Source organism: Pseudoduganella lutea, assembly GCF_004209755.1.
Taxonomy (GTDB): domain Bacteria; phylum Pseudomonadota; class Gammaproteobacteria; order Burkholderiales; family Burkholderiaceae_D; genus Rugamonas; species Rugamonas lutea.
The window spans coordinates 6,839,799-6,865,029 of sequence record NZ_CP035913.1; the positions used below are offsets into that span (position 1 = coordinate 6,839,799).

Sequence of the window (25,231 nt, forward strand, 5' to 3'; positions counted from 1 at the left end):
TATCGAGCAAAGCTGTGGATTTTTTAGAACCCGCTCCGATTGCTTGAAATGACCCGATACATTTGCTTGAGCACGCTGTTGCTCGGAGCGGTGGAGCCGAAGAGTTGCAAAACGTCGCTTGCGGTCGCAATCCTGATCTTCGCATAATCTATATTATGTCAAATACGAACTGGGGATCCGTTCTGCGTACCTCTCTCCCGCAGGCGGTACCTTGGCTGATGTTGGGCAGTTTGCCCTGCACCATCTGCCGGCGTAAAGAATGCCGCATTAACCGCGGCAACTGTTTTTGTGCCCTCAGGCCGCCTTTGGCAGGTCTTCCGCTGCCAGGACGGGAAGCCCTTGATGCCCCGAGCGCGTCGGGCACGCGCCTTTGGGCAAAGTCCAGATCTGGTACAGAAAATACGTGAACGGATCATAGGCGATCTGACGGAGCGCCTGCTCGGTGGCGTGCTCCGTCAGTCCCAGCGCCGCGGCGAGCGCTGGCAGCGTGTTCCTTGCCAGCTCGCGGTCGTGCACGGCCTCGGGCTTGGTATCGTCACTGTCCAGTTCCTCGATGAAGTGGCGGATTTCAACGGCGCCGCGCATGCCCATCGGCGTGATCGCATCGCAGCCGGTGCCGAAGTACAGCCGCACAAGCGCCTGGTTCATCAGGTCCGTGATGAAGTTGAACGACAGGTTCGAACGCATCGTGATGTGCACGGGATCGCAATACGCCATCTGCAACACGGTGCGCACATCCTCGATCGCGAGGCGGTCGACGATGGCACGGTCCGTCCCCTGCAGCTTCACGATCCCGTCGCGCACTTCTTCGTTCTTCGGTTCGATCTGGAGCACGCGGTTGCTGGTTCGCTGCAGCATGTTGGTTAGCGCGGAAATCGGAAATGCGCCCAGCGCAAAGGCGACAAATGGCGCCAGCCCGTCGGTGACGATGGCGGCAAACGCATAGCCCATCGGCACGGCGATCAGCAGGCGCAGCGTGCCCCAGTGCAGGTCCGATGGCGCCATGTCGAGGCGGCGGCAGCGGGAGATCTGGTCATCGACCACCCACATGTAGGCGCCGCTGAGCGCCGCCACGGCCGGCGCCGGCAGAGGAAAATACGGACTGGTCTTGTAGTACAACATCTCCACCACCGAGAACGCCACGGCGAACACGGCGAACGATGAAACGCCGAACAGCAAGAGGCCCGGCGCAATGAACATCTTGCGCCCGTACCACCGGGTGTACATCTTCTCGAATGCCTCGCGTTCCTTGCCGGACTCAGGCTCCTGGTAGCAACTGAACATTTCGAAGTAGGCACGGCACGCCTCGCCGGACAGGCCATCGAGCACATCCCGCCGTTTGGCGAACCAGCCTGTCCGAAGGAACCGGATCAGCGGCAGCATGATCGCCACCTCGGCGATGATAGCAAGCGCGATGGCGATCGCGACCTGGTACGGGTGGTAGATCATGGCGGCTCCTCCGTGGAGCGGCCACGAGCCCCACGCATCGAATGTTCACACCGATTATTCGACGGTTACGTAACTAAAACTGTCTTCATTTGTCACGCGCGTGCTGTCGCAGCAACATGATGGGCGACGAGCGCATGGAACATCCGCAACTGCCCGGCTCGCCAGGCCAGGCATTGAAGATCCCGCTGGCTCTTTATGGTATGCCTCTTCAGGCCCCGAATGTACCTTACCGCCCTCTTTCCGATTACCGCCAGGGCAGTGGGTCTCACCGACAGCAACAACAGTCAAACTCGACAATACTAACTGTAATGTCGACTTAAATTTACGCCAATTTCCCACGGCTGACTCATCACATTCATCGCACTCTCTGATGTTCCAATGCACGGTCACGCTCTGCTGACCACATATCGGACACCTGCGACCCCATGGAAAGTCCGGGACTTTCCAGCAGTGAATGCTAAACTACCTCGATGGCCCGCAGTATCCGCGCCGGCGTCTCCGAACCCGGTCGAGACACGATGCGATGGCCACGTGCAGGCTTTGGCGGCAAGCCAACCGCCACCGTTCACGAGGAGAACCGCCATGCCTACCTCGCTTGCCACCCTTGCGAACCGGTCGACCCGACTGGGTACTTCCAGGGCCATGGACTCCCCACCCGCTTCCACCCGCCTGGCCGTCCCCGCGATCCAGCGCGAGCGCTCTGCCTCGTCCTGCGCCTGTGGCGGCACCTGCCCGCGTTGCCAGGCCAAGTCCAGCCTGACGATCGGCGCCGCCAACGATGCGCATGAGCAGGAAGCCGATCGGGTGGCCGATGCCGTGATGCGCGGAGAACATGGCATGCCCATCCGGCAAGGCTCCCCTGCCCTGCAGACCAAGCTGTATCGCAAGCTGCTCGGCCGCAGGATCTCTATGACAGCGTCGCCGCGCCAGGCGCGGCGGAGGAAGAAACCGTGCCCGAAGAGAGTGCGGAGCCGGCCAGTGTGCAGCGCAAGGAGACGGCGGGCACGCCCGATGGCGCGGTGGCCGTGTCGGCCAGCTATGAGCGGTCGCTGCAGCAAGCCGTGCGAGGCGGCGGCAGCGCCCTTCCCGCTTCGGTGCGCGGCTTCATGGAAAGCCGGTTCTCGCATGATTTCTCCGGCGTGCGCGTACACCATGATGCCCAGGCCGACACCCTGTCCGGGCAAATCGACGCACGCGCCTTCACCCTGGGCCAGGATATCTTCTTCGGGCGTTCCGAATATGCGCCGTCGTCGGACACTGGGCAGCGCCTGCTGGCGCACGAACTCACGCACGTCGTCCAGCAGGACAGCGGTACATTGTCGCGCCAGATCCGGCGGTTGCCCCGAACGCCCTGCAGCGCCTATCCCAGCTATGACGCAGGAATAAACAGGCGAACCTACAACTGCGCCGGGCTGGCGTTGCGCAGCTACGAGTTCACCTCGCCGGCATCTACCGTGTACAAGGAGATAGGGGAACGCTTCAGCGTGCCGTACTCACCCGTCGGCAACTGCGCAGCGGGTGAGGTCAAGTTCTGGACGTGGGAATACGACATGCACGCGGAAGACGATCGCGGCACGAGGTTGAGTCCAACCCATCAGGACTTCCATATCGTCGGCGGGCGCATGAACGCCGTCGGCGGTGATCCCGCCGTCTATAGCAAGAACGGCCGCCGGCCCATTCACGGCACCGGAACCGGCGCCAGTTTCAGGCCAGCCACTCGCGAGCAGTCGCTCGACGATGACGACAACCCTGTCACGCTGCCTGACGGCCGGCCCGTCTTCAAGGTGCGGGCCAATATGAGCGAGCAGGTCAGCTGCGCGGGGTGCCTGTGATGCCCGTGGCGTTTCCAGCCGATGCCGTCGAGTGCGCGGCAGGCGACTTTATCATCCATGCACAAGCCGGCCTGCAGTGGCACGTTTACCGCGTGGACGACATCCTCGCCATCGAGCGCCTGCTGGCCGCTGCCACCTCGCCCATCAGCCTGCTTCCCGAAAGTACCGTGCTCGATTCGGTGGCGCCCGCCTACCAGGGCACAGTCCACCTGCTGCTCACGGCCTTCGACCCTGTGTTTGCCGATGCCGCAGCAGCCAGGCAGGCCATCCCGCAAGGAACGCTGGTCGAGCGCGTGCGTGGCCTGCTGCGCAACGCGTCCGACTTCCCCCGGGACGCATGCGAGGTAGTCAAAGCGCAGAAAGCTTGACCCGGGCATTCGCGCACGATGCTGTCATGCTTCTTGCTATACAACGTGGGTGACCTGAGAGGAGGACGCCATGCTCGCGATGGAACACAAGACGGCCGCGAGACGCGGACATCCGACAAACGAACGGATACAGCGGCGAGCCGCCTATCATGGCCAGCACGCCGATCCGGCGCCGTCACGCGAGGGAGCCTGCGCCTGTGGCGGATCGTGCCCGCGCTGCCAGGCCAGGTCGACGCTCACCATTGGCGCCATCGGCGATGCCGGCGAACGGCAGGCCGACGCCGCGGCGGAGCAAGTGATGCGCAAGCCGGGCCCCGGTCGCGTGCCGGCGCTGGCCGCGGCTCCCGGCGGGTCTGCGACCGGCGGCGAACCCGCAGCGCCGGCCAGCGTCGACGCCGTGTTGCGCTCGCCCGGCCAGGCACTGGATGGTCCCACCCGCGACTTTTTTGGATCGGGCTATGGCCATGATTTTTCCAACGTCCGCGTGCATGCGGACGGCGCGGCGGCGCAGTCGGCCCGGCAGATGGATGCGCTGGCCTACACGGTCGGCCGCGACATCGTGTTCGACAGCGGCCAGCTGGCACCGCACACGCCGGCGGGCCGGCAACTGCTGGCTCACGAGCTGGCGCACGTGGTGCAGCAATCCGCCGCGGGTCCGGCCGGCGCGCGCGTGCAGCGGCGCGTGCGACGCGAGAACGTGAGCTGCCAGGCCGCGGGGCTCACGAACCCCGACCTGACGGGGGACGAAGTGGTCGCGGCGCTCGAAGCGGCGGACACGGAAGCCATCGGGTTGGCGCAGCTTGCCGAGGACGAGCTGACGGCGCAGCTGGCCAGTGTCCAGGGCGGCGCCGCACCGGATGCGGCTTTCAACACCATCCTGCAGGAAGAACTCGGGCTGACGCTATCGAACCCGGCCCATTTCCCGCTCGTGCGGCAGATGGCCAGCCGCTATCGCCGCGTCCGCGAAACACTGGAAAGCGGCTTCCTGCGCTACATGTGCCGGGGCGGCACCAGCACGAAACTGGTAGGGTGCACGGCGGGCGATTGCACGAACAATTTCGCCTTCACGTGCCCGGGGAATCGCCTGATGGTGCTGTGCCAGGCCTTCTGGGACAGCCCGGGGGACCGCGGGCTCACACTGCTGCATGAACCTTTCCACATCTGGTTCCATATGCCGCAGCATGCGCCGAATGCCCTGCGCCGTGCCGATGCGCTGTGCTACGAGTCCTTCGTGCTGCGCGTGGCCGGACAGGCAGCGCCCAACTCCTGCGCGGGACATACGGCTGGATGAGCTTGACCCTCAGTGAATGCTGCCCATGGCGCCCTGGATGGCGCCGAGGGCGGAGAATTCGCCGCTGCGGTATTTCTTGGCCATCCGGCTCAGCGTCGCGCGCTCCATATTGCACAGCCGCGCGGCCTCGCTGATATTGCCGTTGGTCTGCGCCAGCGCGCTTTCCACGAAGCGCCGCTCCACTTCGCGCACCGCGCGCAGCTTCTCGTTGCGCAGCAGGTTGCTGTCGATCTTCATGCCCTGCACGGGTACGCTGCGCAACGCCGCGCAGCACCGGCGCAGGTCCTCCGCATCGATACAGGCGCCACTGCTGAGCAGGTGGGCGCGCAGCAGAACGTGTTCCAGCTCGCGCACGTTGCCGGGCCATGGGTGCGTGCACAGCAGGTCGAGCGCCGCGGCGGACAGGCCTTTCGGCTTGCCGCCCTCTCCGCGCGCCGCCTTGGCCAGCAGGTGCGGCACGAGGATGCCCAGGTCTTCCACCCGTTCGCGCAGCGGCGGCATGCGTACCGACAGCACGTCCAGCCGGAACAGCAGGTCGGGCCGGAAGCCGCCACGCTCCACCAGCCGGCGCAGGTCCACGTTCGATGCCGCCACCACGCGCACGTTGCCGTGGCGGCGCTGCTCTTCTCCCACCGAGCGGAAGGAGGCGTCCTGCAGGAAGCGCAGCAGGATGACCTGTCCGCGCGCCGACAGCGCCTCGATCTCGTCCAGGAACAGCGTGCCCCCTTCCGAATCGCGTACCAGCCCGTGGCGCGCACGGCTGGCATCCGTGAACGCGCCCTTGGCGTGGCCGAACAGTTCGCTTTCGATCAGCGCGTCCGGCAGCGCGCCACAATTGACGGGAATGAAGGGGCCGTCGCGGCGCTCGCTCAGGGCGTGCGCCGCGTGCGCGGCCAGCTCCTTGCCGGTGCCGCTTTCGCCCGTGATCAGGATGGGGGCCCGGGAGCGGGCAAAGCGCCGGATCAGCGCGATCGCTTCCAGGAATGCGGGCGATGCGCCGACGAAGTTGCTCAGCAGCGCAGCACCATGGACGGAATCAGTCATGGGCATCGTTTGGCCTCCTTGCAGGGTCACATCGGGGGAACCAGCCAGTCATCCAACTTCGTGCGCAGCGTGCGATCCAGTATAGGGAGGGACGCCCGACAGATCAAGCCGTGTGCGTTCCACGCACACCCGTGACGGCGCCGACACGGCCCGCAGGGGGATGGCGGCAGTCCCGCCGCCCGCGGTTGTGCCGGACACGACACGCGCGACCGTGGCGCCCACAGTGGCCACGCTTGGCATGGCTTTTGCAGCGGATGTTGGAGTACACAGCCCGAGCGGGGCGCCCGCGTTGTCCGCGCGCCCACGCTGTCCGTATGCCCCCGTCCCGCATGCCCTGAAAGGACCGACCATGCCAAGTGCCCTGACTTACCCAGGCGTCTATATCGAGGAGCGGGCCAGCGGGGTTCGCACCATCACCGGCGTGGCCACGTCGATCGCCGCGTTCGTGGACAGCTTCCCGCGCGGCCCACTGAACGAAGCGGTGCAATGCCTCGGCTATGCCGACTTCGAGCGCGAGTTCGGCGGCATCCATACCACCAGTGAAGCCAGTTACGGCATCAAGCAGTTCTTCCAGAACGGCGGCGCCGAGTGCTGGGTCGTACGCGTTGCCACGCTGGACTCGGCCACGGTGGCCGAGAACGCCATCGAAGCGCGCGCCATGGTCGAGGACAGCCTCGGCACCGCGATGTTCCGCGTGCTGGCCGGCCGACGTCTTCGGGGGGCCATCGCCACCGACCCGGGCGACTGGGGCAATCATGTGTTCCTCGAGATCGACTACGACACCAGCGCGCCGACCGAGACCTTCAACCTGTCGATCACCGAGCAGGTCATCGAGAATGGCCGGCGCCGGGTACTGCGCAACGAGGTGTTCCGCAACCTGACGATGGAACTGGCCGCGCCGAACTACGCGGTCGACACCGTCAACGAGACCTCGCGCATCGTCCAGCTCGACCGCTTCGATCTCACCGGCACCGCCCTGGCCGCTCTGCCGACCACCGCGCCCTTCCCGCGGCCTGCCGTCTCCGGCAGCGAAGGCGCGGACCTGCCGATGCCCGCCGCGATACCGCCCAACACGTCGACCTTCGATGTCACGGTTGCCGACGACACCGACCCGGCCGTGCCCCGTGCCACGCACACGGCGACGCTGAGCTACGCCGGCGCCGCACCCCTCACGTACCAGGCGCTCCGGCCCCACATCGAAGCGGCGATCCGCGCCCTGGCCTTGCCTGCACTGGCCGAGACGGAGCGCTCGCTGCTGGCCGGCGCCACGGTGCGCCTGCTGGGCAAGGGCACCACCGCCAGCCCCTACCGGTTCGTGGTGCAGGGTGGACGCGGCAGCCCGGACTATCTTGCCGGCTCCACCCTGACCATCGAGACGGCGATCGCACAGGACATGGGCTTTCCCACCGGCTCGATCGCCAACGTGCAGCAGTACCAGCTGGCCGATGGCCTCGACGGCCTTCTGCCGGTGGACGACGTGGCACTGATCGGCAGCGAGGCGCCCAAGACCGGCATCTATGCGCTGGAAGACGTCGACCTCGTGAACATCCTGTGCATTCCCCACGCGGCCGACCTGGATGGCACCAACATGCGCGCCGTCTATGACCAGGCGGCCGTGTACATGTCGTCGCGGCGCGGCTTCCTGCTCATCGACATACCGCCGGCCACCGCCACGCTCGACGCGATGCAGACCTGGATGACGGAGAACGACCCCCTGCGCAGCCGCGACGCGGCCGTGTACTTCCCGCGCACCTTCGTGCCCGATCCCGCGAACGGCAACCGGCTGCGCAGCATCGGCGCCAGCGGCACGATCGCCGGCCTGTATGCCCGCACGGATGCGACGCGCGGCGTATGGAAGGCGCCGGCCGGTACCGACGCCAAGCTGGAAAACGTGCAGGCGCTGGCGTATGCGCTGACCGACCTGCAGAACGGCGCACTGAACCCGCTGGGCGTGAATTGCCTGCGCACCTTCCCCGGCTACAGCCACATTTCCTGGGGCGCCCGCACGCTCGAAGGGGCCGACACGCTGGCCAGCGAGTGGAAATACATCCCGATCCGGCGCCTCGCCCTGTACATCGAGGAAAGCCTGTTCCGCGGCACCAAGTGGGTCGTGTTCGAGCCCAACGACGAGCCGCTGTGGGCGCAGATCCGCCTGAACGTGGGCGTGTTCATGAATGGCCTGTTCCGCCAGGGCGCGTTCCAGGGCAAGACGCCGCAGGAAGCCTACTTCGTCAAGTGCGACAAGGAGACCACGACCCAGGCGGACCGCAACCTCGGCATCGTCAATATCCTGGTCGGATTCGCGCCGCTGAAACCGGCGGAATTCGTGGTGCTCACCATCCAGCAGATCGCCGGCGACCTGCAATAAGGAGAAGACTATGGCCCAGTTCGCCGTTAACACGCATCGCTTCGACCCGTACAAGAATTTCAAGTTCCGCATCAAGTGGGACGGCAGGTATGTGGCCGGCATCAGCAAGGTCGGCGCGCTCAAGCGCACCACCGAGGTCGTCGAACACCGCGAAGGGGGCGACCCGTCCACCTCGCGCAAGTCGCCCGGCCGCTCCAAGTACGAGGCGATCACGCTGGAGCGGGGCGTCACGCACGATCTCGAATTCGAGAACTGGGCCAACAAGATCTGGCTCGGCGGTGCCGGCCTCGGGGCCGAAGTCAGCCTGAAGGACTTCCGCAAGGACCTGATCCTGGAAGTGTACAACGAGGCTGGCCAGGTCGTGCTGGCCTACAAGATCCTGCGCTGCTGGGTCTCCGAGTTCCAGGCCATGCCGGACCTGGACGCGAATGCCAACGCGATCGCCATCCAGACCTTGAAACTCGAGAACGAGGGATGGGAGCGCGACCGGGATGTCAGCGAACCGGCCGAACCGGTGCTGACGGCTTGACGCCGCGCGCCATGGGAGCCGCATCGCCACCTGCGCCGATGCGCCCATTCGGCATGGCCCCCGACCTGGACGTGGATTTCACCCAGGCGGACCGCCCTGCCCTGGTTACCGGCGTGCTGGCGCAATGCTGCGCCCGGCCCGACCCGGCGTTCTGGTGGCACCAGCCGGTCGGCCTGCGCACCACGGCGCTGCTGCACCTCGTGGCGCTGACAGATGCGCGCGACGACATGCCGATGCACTCGACGTGCACGGCCGCCGCTTGCGAGCAAGTCTTTTCATTCGACCTGCCACTGCGCTCGCTGCCGGGCGACGCGCAGGAAGCCGGGCCGCTGCGCGTGGCGTTGTCCGACGGGCGTGCCGTCACGCTGCGGCGGCCCACCGGCGACGACCTGCGCCGCTGGCGCGCGGCACGCCCGGCTACCCGGACAGAAGCGCTACGGGTCATGCTCGACACGCTGCTGCTCGACGGCGCGGCGGGGCCGGAAGACGAAGCCGGGCTGTCGGCCGCGCTGGCCGAGCTGGATCCGATGGTCGATTTCGTCGTGGCCTGCGAATGTCCCGCATGCGGCGCGGCGAACGAGGTGGCGCTCGACCTGGAAACGCTGGCGCTGATCCGGCTGGCGGCGCGGCAACGGGCGCTGCTGCTGGAAGTGCATCGATGCGCCGCGCACTATGGCTGGACGGAAGCCGAGGTGCTGGCCATCCCGCCGGCACGCCGGGCCCACTACCTGGCATTGATCGAGGAAGAACGATGAGCGGATACTTTGGCGCGTTGCTGCGAGCCAGTGGCCTGGACACCGGCGCATCCCTGGCGCCGGGGCGTGCGGAGGCGCAAGCGGCGCTGCCCCCGTCCGGTCCGGAAATGGCAGCGCCGGCCGACGAGGAATTTCCACCGCAAGCGGGTACGCGGGTGCCGCTGGCGCACGCCGGCCCGGCGCGCGAGCAGCCAGGCAGCGTCACGATCGTCGACCTGGCCGAGGCGCACGCCGCGCAAGCTGGCGAGGTTTCGAAGGACTGGCGGCCAGCAGCGCCGTTACAGGCACCTGCGCACCAGGCGGCGCTTGCCGGCCCTCCCGCGATCGATCCCGTGCCCCGGGCCGCCCTTCCTGCGACGGCTGTCGAGGGCAGTGCCACGACGCATGTCGAAGAACCTGCCGAAGCCGTCTTGCACGAAAAGGCGCCGCCCACGCCGCTGCAGGCGGTCCTGCAGTGGGTGGCCGCCGACCCCGCGGCCGCCCCGGTGGCGCCGGCGCCCGCCGCGCGCGGCAAGGCAACGGTGGCATCCCCGCATCGCGCCGAGCCCCTGGTGGAACGCACCGCCAGCCCGGCGCCGGGGCCGGTCGCACTGGAACCGGCACGCCCCCCGATGATCCACGCCCTCCACCCAGCCGCCACGGAGCCCTTCGCCGTGCCGCCGGCGCGCCGCGACGATATCGTGGACATCTCGATCGGCACGATCCAGGTCAGGGTCGACGCGCCGGCCGCGCAGACGGTGGCACTCCCGCAGGCGCCGGCGGCACCGGTCGCCACGCCACCGCGCAGCGGTCTCGCGCGGCGTTCGCTGCGCAGGCTCTGACATGTCGCTCGGCGACTCCCTCAGGGCGATCGGCGCCGTGACACGCCTGTTGCGCGAGCGCTTGGCCGCAGCCGGCTTCAACGTCACGGTCGGCAAGCCGGAAGACGCCGCATCCAGCGACGCCAACGCCAAGGTGAACCTCTTCCTGTACGAGACGGTCTTCGATCCCTACCTGCGCAACGTGCCACTGCACGAAGGCGAACCGCCGCCCCTGTGGCTGGCGCTCAGGTACCTGCTGACCGCCTTCGATGCCGATGGCCGCAGCGACACGGCCGCGGCGCACGAACTGCTGGGCAGCGGCATGGCGGCCTTGCACCAGATGAGTTTCCTGACCATCCCGCCAGCCGTCGATCCCGCCCTGCGCTACAACCCGGAGCCGCTGAAGCTGAGCTTCGACGAATCCAGTCCCGACCTGCTGACCAAGCTCATGCAAGGCAATGAGGAACGCTTCCGCCTGTCGGTCGCGTTCCAGGTGCGCCCCGTCATGATCGTGCCGGGCAGCCTGCCGCGCAACGCGCTGCTGGTCGGCGTCGATTACAGCACGGTGCCGGAAACCATCATCGGCCAGGACGGCGTGCAGATCGACGTGCTGCCGTCGCTGGGCGCGCGGCTCGACCGCATCGAGCCGGCGCGCTTCGAGCCGGGGACCACGATCCGTGTGTTCGGCACCGACCTGGGCGGCGACCTCGAAGTCATGCTGGGTGACGTGATGCTCATACTGGTGGAACGGCGCAATGATCACCTGGTGGTCACTGCGGAAGGCAGTCCCGGCACGCCAATCGCGTCCGGCACCACGCTGTCGGCCGGCGAAGTGCCGCTGGTGGTGCGCCGCCGCCTTTCCCTTACGCACACCCGTGCCAGCAACCTGCTGGCCGCCAGGCTGCTGCCCCAGGTCGCGAGCGCGGCGCTGGTGGCGGGCGACCTGCGCCTGCAGGGCCTGCTGCTGGGCGCCGCCACGGACGACGTGATGGTGCTCATCGTGCGCGACACCGACGGCGTGTCGATCCACCTGTTCGATACCTTGACCGTCAGCGCGGACCAGCAGACGCTGACCGTGCCCGGTGCCCAGGCGGCGCTGCCGGCCGGCACCTATCGCGTGATCCTGCGGGTGAACAACCAGCAGGCCAAGGCCGCTCCCCTGATGGTGGTGCCATGACACTGCCACCGCCCGCCGCTGTCCGGCACAGCGCCCCGCCCGCCGATCCGGCTGGCGCACAGGAGGTGATCACGGCGGCCAAACCACCATCCGCACCAGCCAGCGCTGTGGTGGTCGAACCTGCGGTCGAACGCGCCTCGGAACCGGCCACCTTCACGCCCGGGCTATCCGCGCAGGAGCCGTTCGCCGCGTACTGGCTCGGCCAGGTCACGCTGCGGCTGCGCCGTGAAATCTGCTGGCTATGGCGCGAGCGGGATTGGCAGGCTGCTGCCGATCTCCCGGCATCTGCGTTGCCGCCACCGGTCGACCGGGCGCTCGCCGCGCTCGACCTGCTGCGCTACGAGCACGACAAGCAGGCATTCTTCGCCGGCGACGTGACGGCGCAGCACCTGAGCGACCGGATCGGCACCGCCGCACCGCCTCGGCCGGACGGCCATGCCCGGCGCGGTTCGTTCGGGTGGGTCGCGCGCGAGCTGGCACTGGAACCGGTCGAATGCTTCGTGCTGGCGGTGGCCCTGCTGCCGGTCCTGGACAGCGCGGCGGGCCACGTCATCGCGTGCTGCCTCAATGAACCGTCGCGGACCGCGCCCACTTTCGCGCTGGCGCAACGCCTGTGGGACGATCCGGGAGCCCTGGTGCGCTGCTTGGACCCGGCACACAGCCTGTTGCGCCACGGCTTGCTGGCCGGCGCCGGCCCGATCGACTGGCAGGCGCCGTTGTCCGTGCCGCCGCTGGTGGCCCGCGAACTGCTTTTTGCCGGCGCGCCGTTGCCCGCGGCGCTGGAGGCCATCTCTGCAGGGGACCTCCCCGAGTCGCCGGACGCCGCTGCGATGGCGCGCGCCGCGGCCCTGGTCACGAGCAACGGCGCGCCGGCACCGCGCCGCGGCATGCGCATCGTGCCGATCATCGGCGTGCGCGGTGCGCCGCTGGCGGAAGTCGCGGCGGCCTGCACGGAGCGCGCCGGCGTGCGGTCCGTACAGCCGAGCCCCGCGCTGCCACCCGAGCAGCTGGCGCAGGCCCTGAGTGCGGCCTGGCTGCGCGGTCATGCCGTTTACCTGCCCGCCCGCTTGCTGGCCGACCCTGGGGGGCACGACGGCGCACTGCGGCCGCTGCCGTTGCCTGGCCTGCCGCTGGCGGTGTTTGTCGGCGGCCACGAACGCGCCGCGCTGCGTGGCCTGGGTGCCGATGGCCCGGCAGAGGTGATGCCGGCGCTCGTGGTGCCAGCGCTGGGCTATCGGGAACGGCTGGCGGCATGGCAGCGCGCGCTGCCGCAGGCCGGCCCGCTGCTGCCGGAACTGGCGCGTCGTTTCCGCTACGAGCGCTCGGCCATCGCGCGGGTCGGGGCCGAGCTGGCCGCGCTGGAAAAGCCGCCCGGCGAGGCCGAGATGCTGGCGGCCGCGCGCGCCGACCTCGATCTGGGCACCCTGGCGCAGCCCGTGACACCCCGCTTCAGCCGGGATGAACTGATGCTGGCGCCGCTGCAGGCCCGGCAGATCGACGAGATCGTTACCGCCATGGCCGCCCTGACGCGCGTGCATTACGAGTGGGGCACGGCGCGGGCGTGGAACGAAGGCGGTCTCACGGCGCTGTTCGCCGGGCCGCCCGGCACCGGCAAGACCATGGCCGCCGAAGCCATCGCCGCCGCGCTGGACCTGCCCCTGTACCGGATCGACCTGTCCCAGGTCGTCGACAAGTACATCGGCGAAACGGAAAAGAACTTGCGCCGCCTGTTCGACGCCGCCGATTCGGCCGACGTGATCCTGTTCTTCGACGAGGCCGACGCGCTGTTCGGCAAGCGCACGGAAGTGAAGGATGCGCACGACCGCTACGCCAACCTGGAAATCAGCTACCTGCTGGAACGGATGGAGCGCTTCAAGGGCCTGGCCCTGCTGGCCACCAACCGCAAGAAGGATGTCGACGAGGCATTCCTGCGCCGGTTGCGCTTCGTCGTCGAGTTTCCGCTGCCGGAAGCGCCGGTGCGCGCACACATCTGGCGCAGCGTCATCCCGCCGGGTGTCGACGGCAGCGCGCTCGATATCGAGTTCCTGGCAAAGCGCTTCGCGCTGGCCGGCGGCCATATCCGCGCCATCGTGTTCCAGGCATGCCTGCAAAGCGCCGCCGAGGGTGCGCCACGGCGCCTCACGATGGAAGCGGTGGTGCTGGCCGTGCAGCGCGAATATGAAAAGCTCGACCGCGCCAACAGCCTGGACCAGTTCGGGCCCTATGCCGCCCTCGTGGCGGAGCAAAGGATCGTACGATGACACCCACCCGCACACGCCTGCGCATTGACCGCCTGGAACTGGACCTGCGGGGCATCGCGCCCGCCACGGCCAGCGCCATGGCGCACGCATTGGGCCCGGCCCTGGCCCAGGCCCTGGCCGTGAAGGCGGGCGCGGCGCCGCCCGCGCCGGCCGGGCAACTCGACGCCGGCCGCATCGCTGCGCCCGCGTCGACCGATGCCGGCGGCCTGGCTGGTCGGATCGCCGCGCGCATCGCCACCACCGTGCGGGGAGAATCGTCATGACCTTGCTGCGCGGCGCCCTGATCGAGTACGGCACATCGCTGATCGGGCCGATCCCGAACGTGGTGATTTTCCAGTACAACCCGGAATCCCTGGCGCGCACGCTGCAGATACCTGCGCGCCCGACCGGCAGCACACGCCGCGAAACCACCCAGGCCGGCGAGAAGACATTCGAGCGCATCGCGTTCAAGGCGCACTTCAGCGCGGCCAACATGCTCGACGAAGGCAAGGTGCTGGCCGACCTGTTCGGCATCGGCCCCCAGCTGGCGGCGCTCGAAAAGATGGTGCTGCCGAGCGCCAAGCTGGCGGGGCTGATCGGTGCCGCGATCGACGCCATCGGCAGCGCGCTGGGTGGCGGCGACACGCCGGAGCCGGCCCAGCCGATCCCGCGCGAGACCTATCCGCGCATCCTGTTCATCTGGGGCCCCACGCGGGTGCTGCCCGTCACGATCGACTCGATGAGCATCACCGAACTGGACTACGACGCGATCCTGAATCCGTTGCGCGCCGAGGTCGACATCGCCCTCAGCGTAATCGACGTGGACGACTGCTCCGACGACATCCTGGCCAAGGGCGCGCTCACCTATTCGACGATCGCCAAGGAAGCCCAGGCGATCGCCAACCTGGCCAACACGGCGGAACAGGCCGTTGACCTGATTCCCCTTTGACCCTGTCCTTTCACAAGCTGCCCGGAGAGCCCATGTTCCTGCCCAATTCACGCTATGCCAAGGTCGCCACGGTCACTGCGACGACATCGACCGGCGCCACGGTCGTGGCCCTCAAGCTGCGTCGCCTCACGCCAGCCGGCGGTCAGCCGCATACGGTGAACGCCGGCGACCGGCTGGACCTGTACGCACAGGCCCGCAGCGGCGATGCCACGCAGTTCTGGCACATGGCCGACGCCAACACGGCCCTCGACAGCCGTACGCTCGTCGAGCGGCCCGGCGTCACCATCACCTTGCCGGAGACCTGACATGCCGGGGCAACGCTTCCAGGTATGGTTCGGCAAGGAGCCGGCCACGGCGGAACAGCTGCGGCGCATCGAGGAAATCGAGGTGACGCAGGAGATGGACGCCTTCTGGGAAGCGCGGCTGCGCATGGTCCTGTGCCTGGATGCGCAAGGCACGTGGCAGCACTGGCCGGGCGACACCGCGACGCCGTTTTCGCGGGTACGGGTGGAAATCGATATCGGCGATGGCCGCTTCGCCCCGCTGATCGACGGCCCCCTCGTCAGCGTGGACGCCGACCTCGATTCGCAACCGGGACGCAGCACGGCCACCATGGTGGTGCGCGACGACAGCGCCTTCCTCGACCGCGATGAAATGATCGACCCCACCTACGAGAACCAGAGCGCCAGCGAGATTGCCGCCGCCATCTTCGACCAGTTCACCGATGTCATCCGGTCCGTCGACATCGAGGCCACCACAGGCAGGCCGCAGACCACCACGCGGCGCGGCACCGCCCTGCAGTTCCTGAGGGAGCTCGGCCGGATCAACGACCGCCATGCCTACGTGTTGCCCGGCGAGCTCCCGGGCGCCAGCATTGGCTGCTTCCGCGCCGATCCGGACGGTCCCGCCGGCCTGCCGCCGCTGGTGCTGATCGGCGCCGGGCGCAACCTGTCGAACGCGGAGATCACGCAGGACCCGCTGGGCGGCGAGCGCACGCAGGCGCAGGTTCTGCGGGTGAGCGACCAGGGCGTGACCACGCTGGAGACCAGCGCGGCGGACCTGGGGTTGATGCGCGCATTGCCGGCCCGGCCCGCCGACCTCACGCCGCGGCGCCTGCTGCATCCGGCGGACAACACGCGCGAGGATCCCGCAGCCGCCGCCACCGCCCAGGCACGCCGCAGCGGCTACGTGTACCGCCTGAGCAGCCACGTGGTGCCCGGCTGCTACGGGGCGGTGCTGGCCCCTTACCGCAAGGTGCGCGTGGACGCCGGCGCCACGGCGTACAGCGGCGACTACCTGATCACCCAGGTAGTCCACCGCATCACGCCGTCGCTGTATATGCAGGAACTGGAAGCGAAGACGGACTCCGTGACCGAGATTTCCGGCGCCGCGGTGGCCGAGGCGCTGGGCGGCGGGCTGAAATTGTCGGTGTCCTTGAGCGGAGGGATCTTCTGATGGGCAATCCAACCGAAACACTGGTCGAGCGGCTGGTCGACCGCGTCGGCGGCAGCTACTTCGGCAAGTACCGGGGCATCGTCACGGACGTCGACGATCCCGCCAACCAGTGCTGCATCCGCGCCAAGGTCCCGGCCGTGCTGGGCGACCAGCCGTGCGGCTGGGCCTTGCCGGTGGCCGCCTTCGCCGGCGACGGCCACGGCGTGGTGCTGCTGCCGGAAGTGGGCGCCGGCGTGTGGATCGAGTTCGAGGCGGGCCAGCTGGACCGGCCGCTGTGGTCGGGTGCCTGGTGGGCGGAAGGCCAGCGGCCGAACCCGCAGGGCCCCGGCAAGCGGGTCTTCGTGTCGAAGAACGGGCACAAGCTGGTGATGGACGACGAAAGCGACGAGCTGTTGCTGACGCACGGCTCCGGCCCGGAGATCAAGATGACGGGCACGGAAGTGACCATCACGTGCGGCGCCTGCGAAGTGAAGATCACCAGCAAGGAGATCTCGCTGAACAATGGCCTGATCAAGGTGGGGCTGGCCGGCGTGAGCCTCGTCAACGGCGCGATGGCGTTCGGGGTGCCGCCATGATCCCCATCCTGACTACGGCCAGTACGGTGATGTGCCCCCACGGCGGCCAGGCCCTGCTCATCACCAGCAACACGGATGCGGTGATCGCCGGCGCGCCGGCCCTGCTGCAAACGGACGTGCACCCGATCGTCGGCTGCCCGTTCACGCCGGTGGCGTATTCGCCGTGCCTGACGATCCAGTGGGTCACGGGCGCCACGCAGACCAGCGTGCGCGGCGTGCCGATGCTGTTGCAGAACAGCGTGGGACTGTGCCTGAACGCCGCGCAGGCGCCGCAAGGCACGGCCATCGTGGTCCAGGTGCAGCAACAGGCGAAAGGGATATGACGATGGCACAGCACACCCTGTCGAACGGCCGGCACCTGGCCTTCCCGTTCCGTATCGGCACCGACGGACGCACGGTGGCGCCGGCCAGCGACGACACGCACGTGCGCGACGAAGTGCTGCAGCTGCTGCTGACCAGCCCCGCCGAGCGGCTGTTCCTTCCCGAGTTCGGCGGCGGCGTGCGCCGGCTGGTGTTCGAACCGGCGTCGGAAACGCTGCGCGGCGTCGTCAAGGCGCGCATCACGAATGCGCTCACGCGCTGGCTGGGCCACCGGCTCACCGTGCAACTGGTCGACGTGACGTGGGACGACGCGGGCGCCACGCTGGAAGTCACGGTGAGCTACCTGCCGGCCGGCAGCGCCGACGCGCGCATCGTGCGCTTCCAGCGCAATTCGAGGTAAGCGCCATGACCGCCATCCTCTATCCCGATTACGTCGACGACCGTGCCGACGTGCTGGAAAGCAGTGGCTTGAACGGTCTGAAGCTGGTCCTGGTGGCGCTGCCGCCCGGCGCCGATCCGCCCCATGCGGACCTGGAACTGCATTTCTTCAACGACCTGCACCTGGCGGCGATCCTGGCCGACATCGGCGGCGACCCGGTGATGGCCCGGCAAATCTTCCGGATCCGCGGCGGCACGCGCATCGTGGCCGGCAGCGCGACCGGTCAGGTGCAGGTCATCGCCGCCTCCGCCATCGATGCCACCCGGCTGGCGATACGCGTGGCGCCCGTCGGCGACTACTCCACCTATACGCTGGAACTGGTATGGGACGCCAGCGCGATCGACCCTTTCTTCAGCGCGATCGGCTTCAAGTTCCGGCCCGGCTGCTTTACGAACGACTGCGCTCCCGTGCCGGGGGGCGGCCCGTGGCGGCCAGTCCCTCGATCGATTACCTGGCCAAGGATTACGACTCGTTCCGCCACGCGCTGATGGTGGCGATGGCGGAACGGGTACCCGGCTGGGCCAGCACGAGCGAGGCGGACCATGACCAGGTGCTGATCGGCCTGTTCGCCGCGGCGGCCGACGAACTGAGCGACTTCCAGGACCGCGTGATGGCGGAAGCCTACCTGGGCACCACGCGCAAGCGCGTCTCGCTGGCGCGCCATGCCCGGCTGATGGACTATCACCTCCACGAAGGGTACCAGGCCAGCACCTGGCTTGCGCTGGACATCCTGGCCGGCCAGGCGCCCTTCACGCTGGCCAACCAGGAATTGCTGGTGTGGACCGGCAGCGAGCCGGCGCGGGAAGACGCGGTGTTCTTCGCCACGCGCCAGCGCCGCATGCCGCCCGCGCAACGCCAGCGCTTCGATCCCCTGTTGAACCGGCTGCACCTGCACACGTGGCGCAACGCGCAGCCAGCGCTGGCCGCCGGCAGTACCAGCGCGGACGTCGTACCGCAAGCCGGCCTGGGCTCGCAGGCGGACGCCGACGCGCTGCGCGACCTGGTGCGCGACGGCCTGTGGCGCGAGATGCTCGTTGCCGAGGTGCTGAACCCGTGGACCGGCAACCTGGCCGGCTACCGGCGCGGCCGGCGCCAGTTGCTGCGGCTGCTGCCGGGTACCGATGCCGCGCGCGGCGCCGCGCAATCCGTGTTCGATCCGGTCACGGGTACGTGGCTGGTGCGCGTGCACTGGCGCCCTGAAGATGCGCTGCGCTTCGATTTCAGCTTCACCACCTTCTGCCCCGGGCCGCCGCCGGCCACGGTCGAACATGTATCGGTCTTCTATGGCAACCTCGTGATGGCGCATGAAGGGCGTTTGCTGGAAGTACATTTCCAGGAGCCGGGCAGCACGCTGCCCACCGACAGCGCCACCGTGCTGCATCGCCACTATTCCCGGCTGGACCGCTTCGGCAATGGCGCGGACTGGGCGTTCGCCAGCCTGCCGGAGGAAGTAACGCTGGCCTACCTGGCGCCGCCGCCAGGGATCCGCGCGGCCGGCGAGCTGGTGGCCCGTTCCACGTTGTACGTGGAAGTCGAGCCCCCCGGTGGCGTGCGCGACCGCTGGGATGAAGTGGAAAGCCTGGTGCACAGCGACGACTCGGCGGAGAACGGCGACCACTACATGGTGGAAACGGACGAACTGCGCCGCAGCGTGCTGCGCTTCGGTAATGGCACCAACGGCCGCAGCCTGCCGTCGGGTGCCATCGTGCACGCCGACTTGCAGGTGGGCGGCGGCCATGCCGGCAATATCGGCGCGGACCAGCTGGTGAACAGCCGGGCGCTGACGGGGGCATTGACCGGCGCGGTGGCCGCCGTCACGAATCCGTTCGATGTCACGGACGGCCGCGATCCCGAGCCGGCGGAACAGGTTCGCCGCAACGCGCCGGAAGCGTTCCGCGCCCGCCAGCTGCGGGCCGTGACGCTGGCGGATTATGTGCGCCGCGCCGAGGAGGTACCCGGCGTGGCCCGGGCCGTGGCCCGTTATGCGTGGACGGGCAGCTGGCGCACGGTGCGCATCGCGATCGATCCGGCCGGCTTCGCCGTGGCGGGCGACGCCGTGTCGGACATGCTGTGGGCCGAACTGTCGCCGCGCATCGCCAGCCACCTGGAAGCGGTGCGGCTGATCGGCGAAGACCTGGAACTGCGGCCGCCTCGCTACGTGCCGCTCGAAATCCTGGTGGTGGTGTGCGTGGCCGATACCTACTGGCGCGAGGATATCCGCGATGTGCTGGAGCAGGAGTTCTCGGACACGTGGACGCCGGATGGCCGTCGCGGTTTCTTCCACCCGGACCAGTGGACCTTCGGCCAGGCCCTGCACCGCAGCGCCATCGAGGGCCGCATCGGGCGCATCGCCGGCATCCGCCATGTCGTGCGCATCACCATGAAGCGATTCTCGGCGCCGCAGCCCGGCCTGCCGGGACGGGAGGTACTCGACATGGCGTTCGACGAAGTGGTGCTGCTGGCGAACGATCCGGCCCACCTGGAGCGGGGCAGCATCCGCTTCGAGATCCAGGGCGGGAGGCAATGATGGCCTGCAATCCGCTGATCTTCGATCCCGTGCTGTTCCCTCGCCGCGCGTTCAACCGGCCCGGCCTGCCCCGCATCGACTACCGCATCGGCCGCTATCCCGATTTCCTGGCCGCGATGATCCGTGGCATCGACGCGGCACCCGAACTGGCCGCGTGGACCCATCGCGAAGCGGACGATCCGGCCATCGCGCTGCTGGAGGGCGCGGCGATCCTGGGCGATATCCTGACGTTCTACCAGGAGCACTATGCGAACGAGGCCTACCTGCGCACGGCGGCATGGCGCGACAGCGTGGCCGAACTGGTGCGCCTGACCGGCTACCGGCTGTCGCCCGCCATCCGCGGCCGTGCCACGCTGGCCTTCGAGGTGCGCGGCGACAAGCCCGTGCCGATTGCCGCGGGGTTTCCCGTCAAGGTCGAACTGGAAGACCTGCCGGTTCCCGCCGACTTCCAGACCAATGCGCCGCTGGAGGCGTGGCCCCACCTGGGCCGCTTCCACCTGTACCGGCCGCGCGCCTACGCGGCCACGCTGGCCGCCGGCACGTTTACTTTTGAAGTGTCCAGCGTTGCCGGCGCCACCGATTCCGCCAGCCTGGCGGCCTTCGAACTGAAGCCGGGCGACCGGTTGATGTTGCTGCCGGCCGAGCCACCATGGACATCGAACGGCAGCGTTCCCGCGAACCAGGCCAGCGCGCAGGTCGTGAAGGTGAAAACGGTCACGCGGCTGCTGGGCCGCCTGCTGGTCGAGGCGGAGACGCCCATTCTGCGGCAATGGACCGCGCCGGTGGCCGCCTACCGGATCAACCGCACGTTCCGCCACCTGGGCCACAACGCGCCGCCAAAAACGGTCAGCACCACGCCGGCCAGCGGCACCATTACCGGGGCGACGCAATACGACACCCGGTACCAGCGACACCTGACGTGGGAGTGCACGGATACCGGAGCATCGCTGGACCTGCCGCCCGAGCTGCTTCCCCTCGACGTGGAAGTGGCGGACCTGCATCCCGGCGGCAGCGTGGTGATCCAGACGCGGATCAGCCGGGATGACGGCACGCCGGTGGCCGTGAGCCTCCTGCGCGGCGTGACGGCGGTGGCATTCCGCACGGTCGGCTTCGGCAACGTCAACGGCCCCGGCACGCTGCTGACGCTGGACCGGCCGCTCGTCGACGAAACGACCGCGTATTCCTATACCAGCGACGTGCGCGACTTCCGGCTGCATGAAGTCACCAGCCCCGCGTTGCGCCTGCAACCGGTGGCGCATGGAAGGAATGGCGGCTTCACGCCCACCCACGATACCCTGCACCTCTACGGCACCGCGGCGCAGGCCCGCCTGCTGGCCGGCCGCCGGCTGTTCCTGGCGCATGACGATGGCCGCAGTGTCGAGCTGGCGTGTACCAGCGCGGCCAGCCAGTTCCCGACCCTGGCGGTCGACCCGCCGGCAATGTGGCCGCTGGTCTTCCACCGACTGCCCGCGCCATTCCGGCACGCCGATTTCGACGAAACGGCACCCGCCGTCACCGTGTTCGGCAACCTCGTCGACGCGTCCCAGGGCAAGGCGGAAGGCGACGTGGTCCTGGGCAACGGCGACGCCCGCCAGGGCTGGCAGACGTTCGCGATTCCCAAGGCGCCGCTGAGCTACTTCCTGTCGTCCGACGGCGTGCCGCCGTGGGCGCCGGCGCTGGAGATTTACGTCGACGGCCGGCTGTGGCGCCGCGTGGACGCCTTCTTCGGCCATGGCCCGCGAGAACAGGTCTACATCGTGCGCGAGGATGCCGAAGGGCGCAGCTTCGTGCAGTTCGGCGACGGCCTGGCCGGCGCGCGCCTGCCGTCGGGCCTGGGGAATGTCATGGCGCGCTACCGTAGCGGCGCCGGCGCGCGCGGTCCGCTCAAGCCGGACACCAAACCCACCACGGCGGAACGGCCACCCGGCTTCGACAAGGTGACGCTGGCCGGCATCGTCTCGGGCGGCGCCGATGCCGAGGATGGCGACAAGGCCCGCGAGGCGGCGCCTGGCAAGGTGCAGAGCCTGGGGCGCCTGGTCAGCATCCGCGACTACGAAACCGAGACGCTGGGCGTGCCGGGCGTGGTCACCGCGGCGGCTGCCTGGGACTTGCACGTGGGCGTGCCGGCACTGATCCTGCGCGTGCTGCTGGAAGCGGGCCGCGAAGGCGAGTTCGCGGCCGTGCGCGCCACGCTGGCCCACGCCCAGCGCTGCCGCGGCCCGGACCGTTTCCCTCTGGTCGTGCAGCAGGCGCTGCTGCGCTACGTGTTCGTCGATGTCGGCTACGCGCGCGACCCGTCCTGGCGCCAGGAAGACGTCGAAGCGGCCCTGCGCGCGGCGCTGGGCCTGGCGGGCGATCCGATGGCCGAGCGCACGGGTCTGTTCGGCTTGCGCGCGCGGCGCCTGGGCGAACGCGAATACGCCAGTCGCATCGAGGGCCGCTTGCAGAACGTGCCCGGTGTGCTGTGGTGCAAGGTGACGGCGCTCGGCCGCTTCCCGGCCAATGCGGCCAATCCGGAAGCCCTGCCGCTGTCGCCCGCGCCGCGCCCGGCCGGGCTGGTCCTGCCTTGCGGCGCACGCGAGCTGCTGCAACTGGCGCCATCGCACCTGACATTGACGGCGCTGGCCGAACCTTCGGCGGGAGAATGCGCATGAGCACCACCTCGAACCCGCCCGTTCCCCTGTATGAACGCCTGCCGGAGATCTACCGCACGCGGGACGCGGAACAGGAACCCGCCAACCAGCTGCGCGCCTACCTGGCCGCCATCGAAGGCCCGTTCGGCGCGCTGCACGCCGACATCGCGCAGCTGTACGAAGACCTCTTCATCGATACCTGCGACGACTGGGTGATCCCGTACCTGGCCGACCTTCTGGGCACTTCCCACCTGCAGGGCGACCCGCGCACGCTGCGCGCGGACGTGGCCGATACCATCGCCCTGCGCCGGCGCAAGGGCACGCTGGGTGCCATCGAGCGGCTGGCCGCCAACCTCACGGGCTGGGCCTGCCGTTGCGTGGAGCTGCGGGAAAACCTGGGCTGGTCGCAGCACCTGAACCACCAGCGTCCCGATGCGGGCGGCCTGCCGCCGTATGCCGACCCGGCCCTGACCCGTTTCCACATCCCCCGTGGCGGCACGGCGCCGTTGCGCGATCCGGCCGCGCTGTCCCTGCTGGGCACGCCATTCGACACCTTTGCCCACACGGCGGACGTGAAGGCGGCGCAAGCCGATGTCCGCCACGTCAACCTGCCGAATCTGGCCATCTTCCTGTGGCGCCTCGCCGCCTACCGCCTGCCGCCGGTCCGGCCGCTCGCCCAGCCGGTCGTCGACCTGACACCGGCGCCGCCCGGCACCGCCAGCTTCGCGCTGCGCTTCGACCTGCACCCGCTCGACCTGCCGGTACAGCTGTTCAATACGGCGCGTCCGGGGCCGGCGCTGTCGGGTGGCGTGGCGGCACCGCTGACCGCTCCCGATGCGGTACCGGGCCCGATCCTGGCGGCGCGGCTCGACAGCGGCACGCCGGCCGGCCACCCGGAAGCCTACGTTGCCGTGGATTTCTTCAACGCCGCCGGCATGCCGCCGGACGGTTTCGACCTGGCCGACGTGGGCCTGCACCTGTTCATGCCGGAAACACTGGAAGCCCTGCTGGTGCCCGTGCCGCCGGCCACCGAGTGGCGCTGGCTGGTCCGGGGTGACAACCTGTGCGCGTGGGAGACGGGCTTGCGGCGCCCGCTGCGGGGCGGCGAGATCGTCGTCGACCCGCGCATCGGCCGCGTGCTGATCGGGCTGGACACCGCCACGCAGGCCGATGAACTGATCGTGCTGGATGGCGGCCAGGCCGTGTCGCGCATGTTCGCCAGCTTTACCTATGGCGCGGCGGGGCCGGTGGGAGCGCACCCGGTGCCGCGGCGCGCCGCCCCTTCGCCTGCCTTGGCCGACCTGCGCACGGTCGGCGCCGTGCCCGGCGGAATCACGCTGCAAGCGGCGCTGGACAATCTCGACATCGCGACAGCGCCGGTGATCATCGAGATCGCGGACAGCCTGGTGCACGACATCGACCTGGCACTGGTGCCCGGCACCGCGATCGACGGCACCGTGTCGCTGCGGCTGGCGAACGACCTGACGATCCGGGCCGCCAGCGGACAGCGCCCCATCGTACGGCTGGCGCAGCCGCTGTCGCTGCGGCCGGTGGCGGCAGGGGCCGCCACGCCCGATACGCCGGCCGTGCGGCTGGAGGGACTCTTTCTGGCGCCGGGCGCCGCATTCCCGGCCGGCGCCGCGCTGGTCGATCGCGCCGCCGTGGCGCGGCTGGAAATCCTCGGCTGCACGCTGGCGCCCGGCGGGCATGCACTGCGCGATGGCACCCGGGCCGCCATGCAGCCCGCACTGCGGCTGGAAAATGGCTACGGGTTCGCCGATCAGGGCGACGAGGACGATTTCGTGCCGACGCCCGACATCGTGATCCAGCGCTCGGTCACCGGCAGCATCGCCGTGGACGAGCGCTACCGGCTCACCATCGCCGACAGCATCGTCGATGCCGGCCTGGGTTTCGGCGACGCGCCGGCCGGCGTGCTGGCGATCGGCGCGGCGACCGACCCGGCGACCGGCTGGGGAGCACGGCTCGACTTCGACGGGCTGACCTGCTTCGGCGCCGCGCGGGTGGCCGCGGTGGGCGGACTCGGCGGCATCTTCAGCCAGCGCTTCGAAGTACTCGACAACCAGCACGGCTGCATCAAGTGGACGGCATTTTCCGGCGACGCCGACCGCTTGCCGCCGCATCACTATTGCGTGCATGCGCCGGACGCGCGCATCGTCTTCACTTCCGAACGGTTCAACGATCCCGGCTACGGCCAGCTGGCGCGCGCCACGGACCGGCGGGTGCGCGAACTGGGACCGGGCGACGACGCGATGGGGGCCTTCGGCTTCCTGCTGGAGGCGCACAAATGGGCCAACCTGCAGATCAGGTTGCGTGAATTCATGCCGGTGGGCGTGCGCCCGCTGGTATTGCCGGTGACATGAATTGCCGGCGACATGAGCTGTGACATTGGTAGTAACAAGACCGGACGACATGCCCGGTCACATGCGCGGCGACACCAGCGGCGCCAGAACAGGGGATG

At 69.0% G+C, this 25,231-nt stretch carries 22 protein-coding genes; 20 read left to right on the forward strand and 2 right to left on the reverse strand.

From position 1 onward, the window contains the following. Positions 1-294: 294 nt before the first annotated feature. A complete protein-coding gene (locus EWM63_RS28920; protein WP_207221182.1) occupies positions 295-1,449 on the reverse strand; it encodes a hypothetical protein in 1,155 nt (384 codons plus the stop codon). A 950-nt stretch (positions 1,450-2,399) separates the two neighbouring features. Here EWM63_RS28920 and EWM63_RS28925 point away from each other — a divergent pair. The 3 genes from EWM63_RS28925 (at position 2,400) to EWM63_RS28935 (ending at position 4,940) form a co-directional block, all read left to right on the forward strand. Beyond that, positions 2,400-3,281 (forward strand): eCIS core domain-containing protein, encoded by an 882-nt coding sequence (locus EWM63_RS28925; RefSeq protein WP_130189602.1) that lies wholly within the window; start codon positions 2,400-2,402, stop codon positions 3,279-3,281. A 5-nt stretch (positions 3,282-3,286) separates the two neighbouring features. Continuing rightward, on the forward strand, positions 3,287-3,649 hold the full coding sequence (locus EWM63_RS28930; RefSeq protein ID WP_130189603.1) for a hypothetical protein: 363 nt from the start codon (positions 3,287-3,289) through the stop codon (positions 3,647-3,649). A gap of 70 nt (positions 3,650-3,719) precedes the next feature. Further along, positions 3,720-4,940: an eCIS core domain-containing M35 family metalloendopeptidase gene (locus EWM63_RS28935; protein ID WP_207221183.1), complete on the forward strand. Its 1,221-nt coding sequence runs from the start codon at positions 3,720-3,722 to the stop codon at positions 4,938-4,940. A 9-nt stretch (positions 4,941-4,949) separates the two neighbouring features. On the opposite strand, the gene EWM63_RS28940 is transcribed toward EWM63_RS28935, so the two are convergent. Next, positions 4,950-5,984 (reverse strand): sigma 54-interacting transcriptional regulator, encoded by a 1,035-nt coding sequence (locus EWM63_RS28940; protein WP_130189604.1) that lies wholly within the window; start codon positions 5,982-5,984, stop codon positions 4,950-4,952. A gap of 349 nt (positions 5,985-6,333) precedes the next feature. Here EWM63_RS28940 and EWM63_RS28945 point away from each other — a divergent pair, with 349 nt between their 5' ends. The 17 genes from EWM63_RS28945 to EWM63_RS29020 are packed head-to-tail and all read left to right on the forward strand — an operon-like array spanning position 6,334 to position 25,133. Next, on the forward strand, positions 6,334-8,352 hold the full coding sequence (locus EWM63_RS28945; RefSeq protein WP_130189605.1) for a phage tail sheath C-terminal domain-containing protein: 2,019 nt from the start codon (positions 6,334-6,336) through the stop codon (positions 8,350-8,352). 10 nt (positions 8,353-8,362) lie between these two features. Beyond that, on the forward strand, positions 8,363-8,881 hold the full coding sequence (locus EWM63_RS28950) for a phage tail protein (protein WP_130189606.1): 519 nt from the start codon (positions 8,363-8,365) through the stop codon (positions 8,879-8,881). Between the two features lie 11 nt (positions 8,882-8,892). Then, positions 8,893-9,636: a hypothetical protein gene (locus EWM63_RS28955; protein WP_130189607.1), complete on the forward strand. Its 744-nt coding sequence runs from the start codon at positions 8,893-8,895 to the stop codon at positions 9,634-9,636. After that, complete coding sequence (locus EWM63_RS28960) at positions 9,633-10,457, forward strand: hypothetical protein (protein ID WP_130189608.1); 825 nt, start codon at positions 9,633-9,635, stop codon at positions 10,455-10,457. The genes EWM63_RS28955 and EWM63_RS28960 overlap by 4 nt, the downstream gene beginning before the upstream one ends. A gap of 1 nt (position 10,458) precedes the next feature. Beyond that, on the forward strand, positions 10,459-11,613 hold the full coding sequence (locus EWM63_RS28965; RefSeq protein ID WP_130189609.1) for a Pvc16 family protein: 1,155 nt from the start codon (positions 10,459-10,461) through the stop codon (positions 11,611-11,613). Then, on the forward strand, positions 11,610-13,874 hold the full coding sequence (locus tag EWM63_RS32710) for an ATP-binding protein (protein ID WP_130189610.1): 2,265 nt from the start codon (positions 11,610-11,612) through the stop codon (positions 13,872-13,874). The genes EWM63_RS28965 and EWM63_RS32710 overlap by 4 nt, the downstream gene beginning before the upstream one ends. Beyond that, positions 13,871-14,137 (forward strand): hypothetical protein, encoded by a 267-nt coding sequence (locus tag EWM63_RS28975; protein ID WP_130189611.1) that lies wholly within the window; start codon positions 13,871-13,873, stop codon positions 14,135-14,137. The genes EWM63_RS32710 and EWM63_RS28975 overlap by 4 nt, the downstream gene beginning before the upstream one ends. Continuing rightward, positions 14,134-14,802 (forward strand): hypothetical protein, encoded by a 669-nt coding sequence (locus EWM63_RS28980; protein WP_130189612.1) that lies wholly within the window; start codon positions 14,134-14,136, stop codon positions 14,800-14,802. The genes EWM63_RS28975 and EWM63_RS28980 overlap by 4 nt, the downstream gene beginning before the upstream one ends. A 32-nt stretch (positions 14,803-14,834) precedes the next feature. Then, positions 14,835-15,107, forward strand: a complete 273-nt coding sequence (locus EWM63_RS28985; protein ID WP_130189613.1) for a hypothetical protein — start codon at positions 14,835-14,837, stop codon at positions 15,105-15,107. A gap of 1 nt (position 15,108) precedes the next feature. Beyond that, a complete protein-coding gene (locus EWM63_RS28990) occupies positions 15,109-16,257 on the forward strand; it encodes a hypothetical protein (RefSeq protein ID WP_130189614.1) in 1,149 nt (382 codons plus the stop codon). After that, positions 16,257-16,832 carry a phage baseplate assembly protein V gene (locus EWM63_RS28995; protein WP_130189615.1) on the forward strand — a complete coding sequence of 192 codons (576 nt, stop codon included), beginning with the start codon at positions 16,257-16,259 and terminating at the stop codon, positions 16,830-16,832. The genes EWM63_RS28990 and EWM63_RS28995 overlap by 1 nt, the downstream gene beginning before the upstream one ends. After that, positions 16,829-17,155, forward strand: a complete 327-nt coding sequence (locus tag EWM63_RS29000) for a hypothetical protein (RefSeq protein WP_130189616.1) — start codon at positions 16,829-16,831, stop codon at positions 17,153-17,155. Before EWM63_RS28995 ends, EWM63_RS29000 begins: the two co-directional genes overlap by 4 nt. A 2-nt stretch (positions 17,156-17,157) precedes the next feature. Beyond that, positions 17,158-17,553 (forward strand): GPW/gp25 family protein, encoded by a 396-nt coding sequence (locus EWM63_RS29005; RefSeq protein ID WP_130189617.1) that lies wholly within the window; start codon positions 17,158-17,160, stop codon positions 17,551-17,553. A gap of 5 nt (positions 17,554-17,558) precedes the next feature. Beyond that, the gene (locus EWM63_RS32180; RefSeq protein WP_207221184.1) at positions 17,559-18,080 is read left to right on the forward strand and encodes a hypothetical protein; all 522 of its coding nucleotides are present in this window, start codon (positions 17,559-17,561) and stop codon (positions 18,078-18,080) included. Continuing rightward, the gene (locus EWM63_RS29010) at positions 18,017-20,119 is read left to right on the forward strand and encodes a baseplate J/gp47 family protein (RefSeq protein WP_207221185.1); all 2,103 of its coding nucleotides are present in this window, start codon (positions 18,017-18,019) and stop codon (positions 20,117-20,119) included. Before EWM63_RS32180 ends, EWM63_RS29010 begins: the two co-directional genes overlap by 64 nt. Next, positions 20,116-22,773, forward strand: a complete 2,658-nt coding sequence (locus tag EWM63_RS29015) for a baseplate J/gp47 family protein (protein ID WP_130189618.1) — start codon at positions 20,116-20,118, stop codon at positions 22,771-22,773. Before EWM63_RS29010 ends, EWM63_RS29015 begins: the two co-directional genes overlap by 4 nt. Further along, complete coding sequence (locus tag EWM63_RS29020; protein WP_130189619.1) at positions 22,770-25,133, forward strand: phage tail protein; 2,364 nt, start codon at positions 22,770-22,772, stop codon at positions 25,131-25,133. The genes EWM63_RS29015 and EWM63_RS29020 overlap by 4 nt, the downstream gene beginning before the upstream one ends. The last annotated feature ends 98 nt before the right edge of the window (positions 25,134-25,231 follow it).

What these genes read in the sequence shown, in the direction of transcription:
- EWM63_RS28920 (WP_207221182.1), bottom strand. Translation starts at nt 1,449, where the DNA reads ATGATCTACCACCCGTACCAGGTCGCGATCGCCATCGCGCTTGCTATC.
- EWM63_RS28935 (WP_207221183.1), top strand. Translation starts at nt 3,720, where the DNA reads ATGCTCGCGATGGAACACAAGACGGCCGCGAGACGCGGACATCCGACA.
- EWM63_RS28940 (WP_130189604.1), bottom strand. Translation starts at nt 5,984, where the DNA reads ATGACTGATTCCGTCCATGGTGCTGCGCTGCTGAGCAACTTCGTCGGC.
- EWM63_RS28945 (WP_130189605.1), top strand. Translation starts at nt 6,334, where the DNA reads ATGCCAAGTGCCCTGACTTACCCAGGCGTCTATATCGAGGAGCGGGCC.
- EWM63_RS28950 (WP_130189606.1), top strand. Translation starts at nt 8,363, where the DNA reads ATGGCCCAGTTCGCCGTTAACACGCATCGCTTCGACCCGTACAAGAAT.
- EWM63_RS28955 (WP_130189607.1), top strand. Translation starts at nt 8,893, where the DNA reads ATGGGAGCCGCATCGCCACCTGCGCCGATGCGCCCATTCGGCATGGCC.
- EWM63_RS28960 (WP_130189608.1), top strand. Translation starts at nt 9,633, where the DNA reads ATGAGCGGATACTTTGGCGCGTTGCTGCGAGCCAGTGGCCTGGACACC.
- EWM63_RS28965 (WP_130189609.1), top strand. Translation starts at nt 10,459, where the DNA reads ATGTCGCTCGGCGACTCCCTCAGGGCGATCGGCGCCGTGACACGCCTG.
- EWM63_RS32710 (WP_130189610.1), top strand. Translation starts at nt 11,610, where the DNA reads ATGACACTGCCACCGCCCGCCGCTGTCCGGCACAGCGCCCCGCCCGCC.
- EWM63_RS28975 (WP_130189611.1), top strand. Translation starts at nt 13,871, where the DNA reads ATGACACCCACCCGCACACGCCTGCGCATTGACCGCCTGGAACTGGAC.
- EWM63_RS28980 (WP_130189612.1), top strand. Translation starts at nt 14,134, where the DNA reads ATGACCTTGCTGCGCGGCGCCCTGATCGAGTACGGCACATCGCTGATC.
- EWM63_RS28985 (WP_130189613.1), top strand. Translation starts at nt 14,835, where the DNA reads ATGTTCCTGCCCAATTCACGCTATGCCAAGGTCGCCACGGTCACTGCG.
- EWM63_RS28990 (WP_130189614.1), top strand. Translation starts at nt 15,109, where the DNA reads ATGCCGGGGCAACGCTTCCAGGTATGGTTCGGCAAGGAGCCGGCCACG.
- EWM63_RS28995 (WP_130189615.1), top strand. Translation starts at nt 16,257, where the DNA reads ATGGGCAATCCAACCGAAACACTGGTCGAGCGGCTGGTCGACCGCGTC.
- EWM63_RS29000 (WP_130189616.1), top strand. Translation starts at nt 16,829, where the DNA reads ATGATCCCCATCCTGACTACGGCCAGTACGGTGATGTGCCCCCACGGC.
- EWM63_RS29005 (WP_130189617.1), top strand. Translation starts at nt 17,158, where the DNA reads ATGGCACAGCACACCCTGTCGAACGGCCGGCACCTGGCCTTCCCGTTC.
- EWM63_RS32180 (WP_207221184.1), top strand. Translation starts at nt 17,559, where the DNA reads ATGACCGCCATCCTCTATCCCGATTACGTCGACGACCGTGCCGACGTG.
- EWM63_RS29015 (WP_130189618.1), top strand. Translation starts at nt 20,116, where the DNA reads ATGATGGCCTGCAATCCGCTGATCTTCGATCCCGTGCTGTTCCCTCGC.
- EWM63_RS29020 (WP_130189619.1), top strand. Translation starts at nt 22,770, where the DNA reads ATGAGCACCACCTCGAACCCGCCCGTTCCCCTGTATGAACGCCTGCCG.